Source organism: candidate division WOR-3 bacterium (genome assembly GCA_011052815.1).
Taxonomy (GTDB): domain Bacteria; phylum Hydrothermota; class Tepidihabitantia; order SM23-42; family SM23-42; genus DRIG01.
Genome location: DRIG01000043.1, coordinates 1 through 14,224, shown reverse-complemented (window position 1 = coordinate 14,224; position 14,224 = coordinate 1). Strand labels below are relative to the sequence as shown.

The following is a 14,224-nucleotide window of genomic DNA, read 5'->3' as shown; positions in this document are numbered from 1 at the left end:
AACTAATGAAACGTCGTAAGTTTACTCATCATACGATCCGCTTCAATGCGTTCTAAAAGCAGAGAAGGAATTTCCGTGGGATAAGAACCTGTAAAACAGGCGGTACAAAATCCTTTTCTCTCCACGCCGACCCCGCGGATCAACCCCTTGACACTTTGATAAATCAGGGCATCCGCGTTGATCGATTTCTCAATCTCCTTTAATGATTTATCACGGGCGATAAATTCACCCCTCGTCTGCATATCAATTCCGTATACACAGGGAAATCTCAGAGGCGGAGAATATGATGCATAATAAACCTTACGGACACCCACACTCCTCATCAATCCGATTATCTCACGCGCCGTGTTGCCGCGGACGATTGAATCATCAACCAGAAGCACTTTTTTGTTCTGGATCTCTGACTTTATGGGATTCAACTTCAACCTCACGGCTTCAATCCTTTCTGATTGGGTGGGCATTATAAATGTCCGGTAGATATAACGATTTTTAATCAAACCTTCACGATACTTGACCCCCAGTATTTCAGCGACCATCTGCGCTGAAGCCCGTGCCGTATCCGGTACGGGAATGACGACATCCGGTTTGATCTTCCGTTTTCTACACTCTTTGCCGAGTTCCGCGCCCAGACGAAGCCGGGCTTCATACACACCGATCCCGTCAATCACAGAATCAGGCCGGGCGAAATAGACATACTCGAATATACAGGAAGCACGGGATCTTTTTGTACTCTTTGCGATCTGCCGTCGGTAAACAGTTCCTTTGTTGTTGATGAAAAACGCCTCACCCGGTTTTACATCGGTTATGTGTTTATAACCGAGCAGATCTAGCGCAACGCTCTCTGAAGCGAAACAGTAACTGTCTTCACTCCTGCCGAAGACCAGCGGTTTTATTCCGTTTTTGTCCCGACAGGCGAGAAAACCCTTTCCGGCGATGATCGCCACCACGGCGAAACTGCCGATCAATTTTTTGTAGATACGCGTCAACGCCCTGAATATCTTATCTGGGTCGAGTCTGCGCAGATTCATCTTTATCAATTCAACCGAGAAGAGATTCAAAATCACCTCGGCGTCGCAGTTGGAGTTTAAATATCTGAGTTCATTTTCAATCAACTCTTTCTTGAGGTCGAAGTAATTTACGAGATTGCCGTTATGGGCGAGAGCGATGCCGTACGGTGCAGTGATTATAAACGGCTGGGCGTCCTCTGCTGTGCCCGAACCGACCGTGGGGTAGCGGACGTGTCCGATACCCACGGTTCCTTTTAACCGCTCGAGGTTTTTGGGATTGAATACATTGACGACGAGTCCGTTGCCTTTTTTAAGATGAAATCCTTGGTCAAAAGTCACCGCCCCTGCTGAATCCTGTCCTCGATGTTGCAGGGCAATCAACGCGGGATAGATCTTGTCTATCACCTCTTCCTTACCGATCAGACCGACTATGCCGCACATTATTCGGGATGGTCCAATTTATAAAGAGCCTGTTTGATATTATCGTAGTTTTTAACAAGCGCCTCAATAACGACTTTGGTGTCGGCAAGAACAGGCATAAAGTTCGTATCTCCCTGCCAGCGCGGGACAAGATGAATATGAATATGACCCACAACACCGGCGCCCGCGACCTCTCCCTGATTTATACCGATATTGAATCCCTGTGGTTTCATTACTCTCTTTATCGCCCTCATCGCCCTGGTCAAAAGACGATGGAGTTCAAGCACCTCGGCGTCGTCCAGCAGCTCCAGCTTTCCGATATGGCGTATCGGCGCAACCATAAGGTGACCGCTGTTATAGGGATAGCGGTTCATAATAGTGAACGCCGATTCACCCTTCTCCACGATCAACGCCTCTTTGTAATCCTTTGACTTCAAACCGTCACAGAAAAAACAACCTTTTCCCGGATTATGAATATATTCTATGCGCCACGGCGCCCAGAGATTCTTCATTCTTATTTTATATTCTCCATCCCGCGATCTCTTCGTTACTGAGTGGTTTCACCCTCAACTTACTTATCTTCCCCTGCTGGCGGTAATAAACTTCGATCGCCTTTTCTTCCTTCTTATCACTGTATCGTGCAGTGATCGACGAAGCAAGCCTCAGATATTTCTTGCTGCCGGTGAGCATCGCATTCGGACTTCCGGTGTCCGGAACATAGAGGAAAAAGTCCGCTGGTTTCAAAATCTTCTCTATGGCTTCGTTTTCGGTTTCATTGCGTCCCACAATCAATTTTGTTTCCGGTCCTAATCTGAAATGCCGGCCGATCTTCAGAAGTTCGATGTCCCGTAGATCGATCTTTTCCTGAAATCTCAAAAGGTCGGCGAGTCTTCGACAGAAGCCCGGGTCTGTTAAAAGGCAGCCGCCGCTCGGAGAGACAAAGGATTCGATGTGCATCTTCTCTGCCATGGCTAAGGAAAGCTTACGTGACCTTCCTTTAATCTTCAAAAGGAAATTTCTGTCAACCAGACCTTTCTGTTCAGGGATCGTAGCCGGTAACAACCCGCCGCTTAAAGGACGAACCACAATACCTTCGCATCCGGCGCATTTTTCTATCAACATCAACTGTTCGTAATGCTGTGACATGGGGCGTTGATCAAGTACTTCACCGGTCGCAATAAAATCGGCTTTTACCTCTTCCATGTATTCTTTTGCTTTTTTCAACATCAAAATTCTGCAATCTATGCAGGGATTCAGATTCTTACCATACCCGTGCTGCGGAGACCGTACGATGGAAATAAACTCCTTCGTAACATCTATCACCTTGAGATTTGAAATCTCAGGATAACTCTTCATGGAAAGAAACTTATGATAGATGTACAGAGGAAAGACCTCGGCATCCCATTCCTCGACGATCTTCAGGGTAAGGGTTGAATCTAAACCACCGGAATATAAAACAATTACTTTCATTTTCCTGTCAGTTCTTTTAACATATTAATTGCACTCGTATCACGGGGATTTATCTTAAGCCAGTCATTCAAGACACCAATCGCCGCCGTACTGTCCTTATTCTCCAAATACAGGGTATAGAGTCCGAAATACGCTTCAGGAATCCGGGGATTGAGGGTGATGGCGCGCTGGAAATATTCAATCGCCTTGTCATACTTCCCCATCGCCCGGTAGATTGAGCCGATCCGCATAAGTGTCCCCGGGTCCTTTGCTTTGATTTTGGAAAAATACTGTTCTGCACTATCCTCCATGCCGAGCTGGGCAAAGAGTAAAGCCAAATTATAATCAAAGAAACGGGCCTGACCCGCATCAAATAATCGAGCGAAGCGCCACGCCCTGAGTGTTCCCTGAATATCACCGCGCTCCTGAAGCACGATACCCAGTGTATGCAACCCTGCCGCATAATTACTGTAAAGCCTGTGGATATTCTCATCCTTGGGAAGAGAAAAGTCATAGAACTCACCTTCTTGTTTTCTCTTTTCAAAATCAACCAATATCTTCGAGAGCAGTTCATACTTCACCGGTTCAAAAACTCCGGTGTAGCGATATGTTTTGTAAAAAAGGGTCTCGGTCTTTGCAATATCAATATCACTGAACTCTGCAGTCTGATTACCGCTGCCGATTCGAATCACGGAACTGTCACCGACCACCCGATAGACCAGCCCTTCAAGCCTTAAATAAGGAATAAATCCCTCGTAGTTCTCCCGGGAGACAGTCGAAGCAAAGTAGATCGGCCTCTTTCCTGAATATCCTTTTAAATAACGGCTCGCAAAATCCTGCTGGGTTGTAGTATAATCTTCATTCTTTAGTTTTACTCCCGCGTTCGCCGCAATGATGTGTCGAATCATAATATCCTTTACATAGAAGATACGCCGATCCCTCGTCATAAACGGCTCAAGACGGTCGATAATATACTCACTGAAAGTAATCGGCGCACCCCAGTATTTCAACTGTTTTATGTACCAGTTCGTATTGATAAGTGAAAGGTTGGCGACGATTACGTCCCTTCGTATACCCAGCACCTCCTGGGCGAACCAGAGCGGAAAGGTATCATTATCACCGTTGGTAAAGAGGATTGCATCCTTAGCACAGGAAATGAGCATGTTATAGGCGTAATCCTTCGGAATGAAATTGCCGTAGCGGTTGTTTTTGCTGATGTTGGAAAAGAACGGTATAACGGAAAAGACGAGAAAACCGCTCAGACAGCTCAGCTCGACAAACTTCTTCTTCTTCAATTCACGCCGCATAAATTCAGTTGCACCGAAAAAGCCTAAACCGATCAAAATGCCGAAGTAGGTATGACTGGTATGGAAGAAATAATCACGCTCACGCACCTCTCTCGGCTGGTGAACGGGATTACTGTCGCTCGGCGAAAACTTCAAATTCAGGTATCCGACCATTGCAAAGGACAGCATAAACATAATCATCATCATAAAGAGAAAGAGTTTTCTATCCCGTTTATATAACTCTACAAATCCCCACAAACCGAAGAGATAAAAGAAAGCAAGCACCACTCCGCGGAAAATCCTGTTTATACTTTCGGGCATGGGTTGCCATGACAGGTATCTGACAAAAAGAGCGAACTGATGATAATAACCGGTAATGAGATTGAAACCCGTCGCCTCCTGGGTCTGTCTCGGAATCAACCGGGGCGGACCGTACTGTTCACGGTGCAGAACCCTGTTAAAAGCCTTGAAGTCTGCACCGGGGTCACATTCATTTATGCGCGGCGCGATGTTCTCACCGGCGAGATACCTCTCCTCGGTTTTCGGATCTTTATACAACTCAACCAATCGGGCTGAACGCAGCGGCAGATAGAGCTCGCTCGACACGCCGGCGATGACGAGAAAGATACCCACCCAGAAAAACGACCAGTTGTGGTATTTACGGGGATTATTCAGGGGAAGAATTATTCCAGCCAACAGAATCAAAACGAGGACCACGACGGCGGGGAATTGATATGGTCCGGGCAGGAGGAACAAAAGGCTGAAAAAGAAGAGTTGAAAAATTCCGAATAACAAGAATAATATATCTTTGATATATGTCCGTTCGACAATCAGAATGAAGATATAAAAAGGAATAAAAATCAAAAACGGAATAAGATGAATTCCTGTGGAAAGAAAGATAAGATAGCAGGAAAAGAGAATATATCTGTTTTTGGGAGTTCCTTCTTTAACGCTTTCATACCATAGTAATGTCAGATAAGTGATCAATACAAAGATGAAGGTCGAAGCCGCATAGACCTCTGTTTCGATTGCATTCTGCCAGTAAGTATAAAAGAAAGCAATTGATAAACAGGTTCCAAAACTGATAAGAATTAGTTTCAACTCACTGCTCTTTGTCCTGAACATTCTGAATAATTTCAGAATCAATCTGTATAAAAGGCCGACGGTGATGATCGAGAAGCTCAACCCGAGAAGGTTCATATGCCAGGCGACCTCTTTTGAAATCGGCATTACGGCTGAAATCAACCCGAAAATCATAAGCCAGACCCTTCCCAAAAGGATGTAAAAGGGCGTTCCCGGTGGATGGGGGATTGCCAGGGTATAAGCCGATGAAATGAACTCACCGCAGTCCCAGAAAGAAAGGGTGGGAGCAACCGTATAAAGATAAACCGCCGCCACGATGAACAACAAAATATAAAATAGTATCTTCTCTAATTTTCTATAGTCCATAAAACCTCCTGCACTCTATTATATTCAAAAGCCCTTTCTTGTCAACTACACGGTTGAGCGAAAGGACTTGACAAAATAAAATATTTTGTTATAATAATTTGTTACTTTTAAAAAGGATAACAAAAGATGAAGCATGGGTTTATGAACGGTTTAACGCAGACGTTGCTTATCTTTTTTTACAAGGAATTGCACTATTGTATAACATCATGATAAAAACCCGATTAATTTCTCCTGAATTTTCATTTAATCGACTGGCACAGATTTTGCATATTCTATGAGTAAGAACTTATTGCGACTCCGAACTTTTACTTATTGACAGTCGTGGAAATATGGTTATAATTTTGTCAATAGTGCTTGATAAAAGAGAAGACTTAAATCTATTTCACTCTGCAATTAATATAATTTAAATTAAGGAACGAAAGGAGGCGTCTTTGGAATTTTTGATTTCATTACTTATTTTCAGCCAGATCGATCACTTCGGATTCGCCACCATATCATCACCCCAGACCGCCGGTGCCCCCTGCTCAATCACGGTATACGCATACGATGCATCAAATAATATCGTGACGAATTTTAACGAACCCGCCCGTATCTATACCACACCCGGTCCTCAGTACGGAAATCTCGACATCGTCTTCAACAACGGCGTGTGGCAGGGACAATTCACCGCCACCCTGGCTGGAACCTATACCATAAGCTGTCAGGACTACGCAAATCCACCTCACACCGGAGAGAGCAACCAGGTGACCTTCAACCCCAATTCTCCGTATAAGTTACTGGCCATTCTGCCGGGCCAAACATACACGCCCGGCATTGATTCCGGTAAAACAGGAAACGTTGTTCCTCAGACAGCAGGAGATTATTTCAATGTTTCGGTGTATCTTACCGACCAGTGGAGCAACCTGATAAGTTCAGGGAATGACTCCTGTCAGATGACGAGTAGTGACGGATTCGCACCGACCAGAGGGTTTTCCCTGAACAACGGAACTGCAGCAGTTTCACCAGTATTTCGAACCGCTGGTTCGCAACACCTGTACACCCGTTCAATCACCACCCCCTCTCTGAAACCGGATACTTCTTCTTTGATCACCGTCTATCCCGGAGATTACGCCGCTCTGCTTGTCATGCTTCCCGGAGAAACATATCTACCCGGCGACACTGAAACATATACCCCGGGCAAACTCGACCTTCCTGAGGACCAATACGAACTGCAGGACTTTGAGGTCACGGTCTATGCCACAGATACGATGTGGAACAAAACATCAACATCAGGCGGTCAAATACAGCTCTTTTCAGACTTTCTCTTTTCAAATCCAGCACCTGAAAGCCTGGTGAACGGTGAGGCGAACTTCACAATAAACTTTTCCGACACTGGAAGAGTAATCCTCTGGGCAGAAGATAAAAGCACCTCCGGCGTCAGAAGTTATAATAATTATCTGAACATTCTCGCAGTAGTGGACACTACGGTGACACCCGACAGTTTTCTCGCTTATCCGAATCCCATGGGAATAGAATCCCATAATATGGTATTTGCATATACTCTCCAGAGCCCGTCCAATCTTATCTTTGCGATCTATGACCCTTTCGGCAACTTAGTCTACCGACGGGACCTTGCAGCCGGAGAAGAAGGTGCACGCGCCGGTACGAACAGACTGGTATGGAACGGTCGCAATGAAAAAGGGAAAAGAGTGGCGAGCGGTGTCTATTACGTGGTCCTCAAGGCATGGACCCATACAGCTACAATCTTCAACAAAAAGATGAAGGTGGGTGTGGTATGGTGAAATTTTCTACTTTATTAATTATATTTTTCGTCGTGACGTTCGTCTTTGCACAGGACGGAGGAATACCCGGCGCCCTGTTGAACTACGGCATGACCCCCAGAACCATAGCAATGGGCAAAGCATTCACAGGACTTGCCGACGACCAGGAAGCGGTCTATTTCAATCCCGCGGGTCTGACTCAACTTCTGTCTCATAACATAAAATCTTCTTACCTCCAGCTGCTCGCCAGTCAGGCGGGCTACATCGGCTATGCCCTGCCGACGAAAAAGTTCGGCGCCATAGGAATAGGAATCATCTATCTCGGTTCAGGTGATGTCGATTCCTACGATGAAAACGGCACTCCTTTCGGCACATTCAAGTTCAGTCAGAACTGTTTTATGTTCTCTTACGCCTATCAGCCGGCGAGATTTCTCGGCGTCGGTGCGAATATGAAACTGATGACGAGTAAAGTCTCCCAGTACGGAGCTCTGGGTATGGGCGGTGACCTGGGTATCTTCTTGTTCCCGCGCGGTAATCTAACCTTTGGCCTGACCTGCCAGAACATTCTCGGCCCGACCCTCACCCACGAAACGCAAACAGATACGGTTCCTCTGACCTTCAGGGGCGGCGCCGCATTGAAACTATATAAAGGAAGATGCATCTTCGCCCTGGATATCGTAAAAATCCTGCGCAGTGCGACCTCTGTCGAACCCCATATCGGGATCGAATTCATTCCGGTCTATCCAGTACTCACTCTGCGCGGCGGACTCGACAGAAACTATGTCAGTGCAGGTATGGGCTTGAAGAATAACTGGAATAAATTTTCCGTGGGGCTCGATTACGCCATCGAGTTCCACTATGCATCCAGCTATCTGGTTCCTTACCAGCATAGATTCGGAATCTTTATCAACTTCGGCGGCTTCAGAACATGGGTCAACGCCCAGCCCAAACAATTCTCTCCCACACCGGGGCGTAAGGAAAACGTCGCCTGGCTCGACCTCCATTACAACACAAAACGGCCGATTGAACGATGGCAGCTCCTGATAAAAAATCAATACGGCGAAGTCGTACGTACCTATTCAGGCTGGGAAGCGCCACCATTAAGACTCTCGTGGGACGGGCTGGACGATATCGGCAGAGTGGTCGCCGACGGTAAATATTACTATGAAATTTTATTGATTGATGAAATAGGTGAAACAATCAGTTTCAGCGACTTTCTGACAAAAGTTACCACACTCGGTCCAGAAGGTGAAATCGAATTCCTGCCGCAGGAATAAAAATAGATGAATGGACCGGAAAAAAACAAGCCGGATATTTTAAGAGTATATAGGGGAAGATTATGTTACCTTTGATAATATTCCTGTTTGGGGTGGACTACAATAAACTGGTGACCGATTATGAAATCGGCCATCAACTCTTTCTCCAGGAAAACTACACCGATGCCGCGAAATACTTCAAGTCAATGGTCGGAAAGTATGGCGGAAGCGAGTTTGAGGATGAAATAAGATTCCGACTTGCAGAATGTTATTTCAACCTCAATGACTATCGAAACGCCAAGAAGAATTTCGAAAAGATCCTGAAGAGGAAAAAATCCACGTATCTTGAACCCGAGTGCCTTTATGCGATCGGACTTATAGACATCCTGCAGAATAACTTTCGGGAAGCAGAAGACGTCCTGCAAAAACTTCTGAAAAATCCTGCATACCAGCAAGAAGAACGTGCGAACTTCGCCCTCGGCGTTCTCCATTACTTCAGGGGAAGCTATGAAGAAGCAAAAGAAAAACTGGAAGACATCGGGTTATTGGAAGCCAAATTTTATTACGGAAAAACCCTCTCGCGCCTGGGAAAACCTCTTCTGTCCATCGCCGTTTTCAAAGAGATCCTCGACACCGCACCCAACACGCCCATCGCCGTGCTCGCCGAGTTCTCCCGGGCTGAAGCGCTCTTCTTCAACAAAGATTTTGAAGGTGCAAAAATCACATTTTATGAATTCATATTGAATTATCCGAAATCACCGCTTAATGATTATGCCCACTTCTTCCTGGCGGCGGCATTGATCCACGCCGGAGATTTTGCGGCGGCGTCAGAGCATCTGCTGCCCCTGACCCGACATTCCGACAATCTGCTTGCCGCACACAGCAGTTATTTCCTCGGCATATGCCGAATGAACTTAGGTGACGGCCTCGGTTCGGTCAGTGCGTTTCAGCGGGTGCGTGCCAACTATCCCAATACGCAGATTGCATCCTACGCCAATCTTCAACTGACCAACGCCCTGCTGGCTGCCGGCGACACTGTCCAGGCATTGGTCTCCGCTTCCCAGCTGGCGACGATGTTCACCACCGGAGAACTCTCAAGTGTCGGTGAATACCTCACCGGTATGATATATTTTCAGAAAGGTGACTACTTCAATGCGGCGAACAACTTCGAACTCATATCCCAGCGTTATCCCAACTCACCACTCCGTGAACCGGCTGCAGCGATGCTTCTCTATTCACTGAACAATCTGAAACAGTATGATCACACGGTCACGTTCGGTAGCCGCTACATCAAAGATTTCCCCGACGAAAAAAGTCCGTGGCGGGGAAGAACCCTCTATTTTCTCGGTGAAGCGTATTACTACAAAAACAACTTCGCTGACGCTGAAAAATATTTTCTCCGTGTGACAAAAGATTTCTTCGGAATCGAAGTCACTCCCTATGCCCGCGTGGGTCTGGCTTATTCAATATACAACCAGGCTCGAGCAAGAGAAGCCCTCGATATCTTCAGCACCATGACCCAGACGATCTTCGACGATTCATCCCTTGTGATCTCCGCTTATCTCGGAGTCGGGTATACGCAGTACAATCTCGGGAATTACATGGGCGCCCTGGATACCTTTGAGCTGTTATATAACACCTATCCAAAGGACGAGCGCTGCGCCGTTCCCGCACTCTTCTATGCAGGAATGTGTTACTATAATTTGGAATACTACATAAATGCAATAGAGTCATGGGAAAAACTTCTCGGCACCTTCCCCCTTGCCGAGAAATCCGCTGAAGCGGGATTCCGTGCCGGTGATACATACTTCAAGGCGATTGAATATGAAAAAGCCCGCGCTCTGTTCAGATGGGTCGTGGAAAATCATCCTCTGAGTGAATACGCCCGCTCAAGTCAGCTGGCGATCGGACAGAGTTACTATAATGAACAGAGCTTCGACGATGCAATCAGAGAATTCCAGAAATATCTGGACCTCTTTCCGACGTCGGAAGAGGCGGCGAGTGCCAGAAAGAGCATGGCGATGTGTTATTACCAGAAAGGGCTTGAATCGATCGACGATATGAAAATCTTCGTCGATAAATTTCCGCAGGACGAGCTGGCTGCAGACGGTCAGTACCAAATCGCCCGCAGCTTTTTTGACGACGAAAAGTACATTAAAGCAATCGATGAGTTTTTAAAGGTCGTTGTAAATTTCCCCAGTTCTTCTTATGCACCCGACGCCCTGCTTCTCGCAGCGGAATGTGCTGTAAACGTAAAAGATTGGCAAAAAGCCACGGATCTGTACAAACGTTATCTTTCTTATTTTCCAAAAGCAGAACAGAGAGACGGCGTATATTTCAATCTGGGGACTTCTTATTATAACCTGAAAGAATACGGTGAGGCACTCACCAACTTCAAGGTGATCGTCGATTCTTTCCCCGACTCTCCCCATATTGAAAGTGCACGCCACAACGTCGGTATCTGTGAAAAATTATTGGGTGAAGCAGGACCCGGTACAAGTCCGGGACCTGTTCAGGAAGAGATGAAGGCGGACAGCCTGCAAGGAGAGAAATAATGTTCCGGTTCAAAACCGGAGCCTAAAAAAGGAGGCTTAATGATATTGGGTCAACCAATAATTGAAATCTTTAAAAACAGCCTGGTGATGGATATTCTGCTTTTCTGCTCGATCGTCGCCCTGGCGCTTATCATTGAGAGATTTATCTACTTCCGCAAAAACGGATTCAATACACGCAAAGGGTTTCTACAGTTCAGTTCGATATTGAGAAGTCAGGGACCGAATGCAGCGCTCAACTACGTCAATCAAAGAAAGAACACCCTGAACGCCCTGTTTGCGATCGCTCTGGAAAACCGTCATCTTGAATCCGACCACCTCTTTGAAGTATTGACCAGTTTTATCATTGAAGAGAAAGTCAAATTCGACCGCTATCTCGGTGGAATGGGTACCCTGGCGAACGCCGCCACTCTGCTTGGTCTACTGGGAACTGTGATGGGATTGATTAAATCATTCCACAATATCGCGATTACCGGGTCAGGAGGTCCCGCAGTCATCTCCGCCGGAATCGCCGAAGCACTTCTTACAACGGCGTTCGGCTTATTCATCGGAATCCCCACTCTCTTCTTCTATAACTACTTCACGAAAAAGAGCAATGAAATGGCGATGGAACTGGATGGTGTGAGTGACCGGATTACAGTGCTGTTCAGCAATTTAAAGAAAAAAGCGGCTTCTCAGGGTCCGGCAACTGCTTCCCAGCCTGCGGTGAATCCGACACCGGCTCCTCAAGCTCCTGCTCCGCCGCCGACAAACGCAGGATGGAAATTTTAAGATGCGTAAACGACGAAAACGACTGAAGTTCGAAACTGAAGCCCAGGGATTGATTCTCAACTCGCTCGTCGACATTGCACTTTCTCTGGTGATCGGTTTTATCGTCACCATCCCCCTCTTCTTTGAATCCGGGATATTCGTAAACACACCGGGCGTCGCCCGTGCAGGTGCAAGTGACGTCAGCGACATCAAGGTCAATATCCATCTGCTCGATGACGGATCGATTATGTTGAATGAAGAATTCGTAACGTATGAGGAACTGGAAAAACTCCTGCCTGAATTGCTCGCACGCAGTGTCCAGCGTAAGGTGATAGTATCCACCGAAGCCAACGTCCACTATGAAAGAGTCATACAAATTCTTGACTTAGCCAAACAAAAAGGTGCCGGAGAACTGGCACTTCTGAGGAGTCGACAATGAAGCATATGGCGAATATCGACATCCTGCCTATGGCGTGCGTGGGTCTGATCCTGGTATTGGTTATGATGGTGGTCGCTCCCCTGGTAATGACCCACACCCAGACCCGCGTGGATGTGCCGCGTGCCCATACCGCTGAAACAAAGACCGAGGAGAACCTGACAATCACCTATACGGTCGACGGACGTCTGCTCGTAAACGACAGCGAAGTCACTCCTGAAGAGTTTTCAGATATCGTGGCAACCGAGATTGAAAAAGACCCCTATCAACTGGTTATTCTCAGGGCGGATAAAAATGTCCTCCATCGTGATGTCCTGGAGATTCTTTCAAAGGTGAAACAAGTCGGTGCAAAGCGGATTGCATGCGCCACAAAAAAGCCAAAGGGTGAATAATGTTTAGAAATAAACGATTGGATTTGGGTATAATCATTTCGATAATTATTCATATTCTGTTATTTATTCTGATGTCAGGTTCGAGTAAAAGCTCTGGTATCAGCTATGAAGACATTAAAGAGGTCACCCTCATTGACCAATCTTATCGACCTGAAGTCGCCAAAGTGATTTCCAAAGGATCAGTCTGGAGTGATATCAAAGAGACCTATTCAGAATCAGAACAGACTTCGTACGGCGGCGGTGAAATCGTCACTCCGGCGATAGACCTTGACGTCAAAATGGATCGAAGTCAGGCGAAGATCGACCTGGATCGTTATATGACCAACAACGGAGATGTCGGAGACGTAATCAGAATTGGTAGTACTAAAAACGGAACTATGAAGAGCACCGAGGAAATTCTCGCTGAAAAACCGATTTCTCTTGCAAAGAATCTGCCCCGTGGTGCAGGCGGTGAAGGCGGCGTGGGCATCGGCGGCGGCAATATAGGTAGGAAAGCCCAGGTGCCGGCAATCAAGATCGATAAAAAACCACCTCCGCCCAAGACCTCCCAGATCGGGAAAAAAGTCGAAAAGCAGGTTGAAACAAAATTGAAGGTCGAAAAAGGCGGTACCCAGATTTCTCTGGCCGGCCCGATTGCAAATCGTCAGATCCTCAGCAAGATTCTGCCCAAGTATCCTGCCTGGTGCCTGCGCAAAGGAATCTCCGGTGTCGTGAAGATCAGAATCTGGGTGGAACCGTCCGGCTGTGTCAGAGAAGGAACTTTGATCGAAGTCAGCTCCGGCTATCCGGATCTTGACCAGGCGGTCATTAAAGCACTGAGGCTCTGGAAATTCGCGCCCCTGCCTTCAAACGTCGTCCAGGAAACGCAATGGGGTATTATAACATTCAGGTTTGTCTGTGGTTAAGATGCATATCGAGGAGTAAAAAATGTATCTCTTTTTATTGATTTTTATAGTATCGCAGGAACCAAAAAGCGGTGGTCATGAAATCGGCGAAGAGGTAATAAAAGGAGAAGCGGAATTCAAAATCGACGACAGAAAAATATATCTTACACCTGAGCTGAAACCGTTCGCCCCTCTGGATTCTGTAATTTCCCAGGAAAGATATATCTTTGACGAAAAACTCTATTCCACAATCGACGCACTGAATACCCCGATTTTATACCTGCACAGTGAATATCTAAGAATTCCTCTGGTAAGCAGACTGATGTACGGCAGCATAGCCCTCTTTATTCCGCGTTTCGAAAAAACCGTTTCCTCATGGGAACTCGTCATCACCGACACAAAAGGGGACGTCGTAAGGCGGTACGCAGAACGGGGACTGCCCCCTTCCTCTATCTCCTGGGACGGCAGAACCAACAAAGGAGAGATGTGCAATATGGGTGAAGTCTACAACTATGTCTTTACGGCGTTTGATGCGGTCGGGAACCCGACGCGAATAGGAGGCCGTTCCTACAAATTTACGGGC

12 protein-coding genes are annotated in these 14,224 nt (G+C 46.6%); 8 read left to right on the top strand and 4 right to left on the bottom strand.

Going from position 1 to position 14,224, the window contains the following annotated elements; translation table 11 throughout:
* Positions 1 to 2: 2 nt before the first annotated feature.
* Genes ENI34_04050 through ENI34_04035 form a run of 4 tightly spaced genes read right to left on the bottom strand, consistent with a single transcriptional unit; the run spans position 3 to position 5,611 of the window.
* Entirely contained in the window at positions 3 to 1,448 is a 1,446-nt protein-coding gene (locus ENI34_04050) for an amidophosphoribosyltransferase (protein ID HEC78300.1), read from the bottom strand.
* Positions 1,448 to 1,939 (bottom strand): HIT domain-containing protein, encoded by a 492-nt coding sequence (locus tag ENI34_04045; GenBank protein ID HEC78299.1) that lies wholly within the window; start codon positions 1,937 to 1,939, stop codon positions 1,448 to 1,450. The genes ENI34_04050 and ENI34_04045 overlap by 1 nt, the downstream gene beginning before the upstream one ends.
* Before the next feature lie 7 nt (positions 1,940 to 1,946).
* Positions 1,947 to 2,897: a DUF814 domain-containing protein gene (locus ENI34_04040; protein ID HEC78298.1), complete on the bottom strand. Its 951-nt coding sequence runs from the start codon at positions 2,895 to 2,897 to the stop codon at positions 1,947 to 1,949.
* Positions 2,894 to 5,611 carry a DUF2723 domain-containing protein gene (locus ENI34_04035; protein ID HEC78297.1) on the bottom strand — a complete coding sequence of 906 codons (2,718 nt, stop codon included), beginning with the start codon at positions 5,609 to 5,611 and terminating at the stop codon, positions 2,894 to 2,896. The genes ENI34_04040 and ENI34_04035 overlap by 4 nt, the downstream gene beginning before the upstream one ends.
* 431 nt (positions 5,612 to 6,042) lie before the next feature.
* On the opposite strand from ENI34_04035, the gene ENI34_04030 reads away from it, so the two are divergent.
* The 8 genes from ENI34_04030 to ENI34_03995 form a co-directional block, all read left to right on the top strand.
* On the top strand, positions 6,043 to 7,392 hold the full coding sequence (locus ENI34_04030; GenBank protein HEC78296.1) for a hypothetical protein: 1,350 nt from the start codon (positions 6,043 to 6,045) through the stop codon (positions 7,390 to 7,392).
* On the top strand, positions 7,335 to 8,648 hold the full coding sequence (locus tag ENI34_04025; protein HEC78295.1) for a PorV/PorQ family protein: 1,314 nt from the start codon (positions 7,335 to 7,337) through the stop codon (positions 8,646 to 8,648). Before ENI34_04030 ends, ENI34_04025 begins: the two co-directional genes overlap by 58 nt.
* A gap of 62 nt (positions 8,649 to 8,710) precedes the next feature.
* Complete coding sequence (locus tag ENI34_04020) at positions 8,711 to 11,182, top strand: tetratricopeptide repeat protein (GenBank protein HEC78294.1); 2,472 nt, start codon at positions 8,711 to 8,713, stop codon at positions 11,180 to 11,182.
* A gap of 39 nt (positions 11,183 to 11,221) precedes the next feature.
* Positions 11,222 to 11,950 carry a MotA/TolQ/ExbB proton channel family protein gene (locus ENI34_04015; protein HEC78293.1) on the top strand — a complete coding sequence of 243 codons (729 nt, stop codon included), beginning with the start codon at positions 11,222 to 11,224 and terminating at the stop codon, positions 11,948 to 11,950.
* 1 nt (position 11,951) lies between these two features.
* Positions 11,952 to 12,368, top strand: a complete 417-nt coding sequence (locus ENI34_04010; protein HEC78292.1) for a biopolymer transporter ExbD — start codon at positions 11,952 to 11,954, stop codon at positions 12,366 to 12,368.
* Complete coding sequence (locus tag ENI34_04005) at positions 12,365 to 12,757, top strand: biopolymer transporter ExbD (protein ID HEC78291.1); 393 nt, start codon at positions 12,365 to 12,367, stop codon at positions 12,755 to 12,757. The genes ENI34_04010 and ENI34_04005 overlap by 4 nt, the downstream gene beginning before the upstream one ends.
* The gene (locus ENI34_04000) at positions 12,757 to 13,662 is read left to right on the top strand and encodes an energy transducer TonB (GenBank protein ID HEC78290.1); all 906 of its coding nucleotides are present in this window, start codon (positions 12,757 to 12,759) and stop codon (positions 13,660 to 13,662) included. Before ENI34_04005 ends, ENI34_04000 begins: the two co-directional genes overlap by 1 nt.
* A 22-nt stretch (positions 13,663 to 13,684) precedes the next feature.
* Positions 13,685 to 14,224, top strand: a 540-nt coding sequence (locus tag ENI34_03995) for a hypothetical protein (protein ID HEC78289.1), incomplete at its 3' end; no start/stop codon positions are given.

Coding starts and splice junctions, on each gene's coding strand:
- ENI34_04050 (HEC78300.1), bottom strand. CDS start 1,448: ATGTGCGGCATAGTCGGTCTGATCGGTAAGGAAGAGGTGATAGACAAG.
- ENI34_04045 (HEC78299.1), bottom strand. CDS start 1,939: ATGAAGAATCTCTGGGCGCCGTGGCGCATAGAATATATTCATAATCCG.
- ENI34_04040 (HEC78298.1), bottom strand. CDS start 2,897: ATGAAAGTAATTGTTTTATATTCCGGTGGTTTAGATTCAACCCTTACC.
- ENI34_04035 (HEC78297.1), bottom strand. CDS start 5,611: ATGGACTATAGAAAATTAGAGAAGATACTATTTTATATTTTGTTGTTC.
- ENI34_04025 (HEC78295.1), top strand. CDS start 7,335: ATGGACCCATACAGCTACAATCTTCAACAAAAAGATGAAGGTGGGTGT.
- ENI34_04020 (HEC78294.1), top strand. CDS start 8,711: ATGTTACCTTTGATAATATTCCTGTTTGGGGTGGACTACAATAAACTG.
- ENI34_04015 (HEC78293.1), top strand. CDS start 11,222: ATGATATTGGGTCAACCAATAATTGAAATCTTTAAAAACAGCCTGGTG.
- ENI34_04010 (HEC78292.1), top strand. CDS start 11,952: ATGCGTAAACGACGAAAACGACTGAAGTTCGAAACTGAAGCCCAGGGA.
- ENI34_04005 (HEC78291.1), top strand. CDS start 12,365: ATGAAGCATATGGCGAATATCGACATCCTGCCTATGGCGTGCGTGGGT.
- ENI34_04000 (HEC78290.1), top strand. CDS start 12,757: ATGTTTAGAAATAAACGATTGGATTTGGGTATAATCATTTCGATAATT.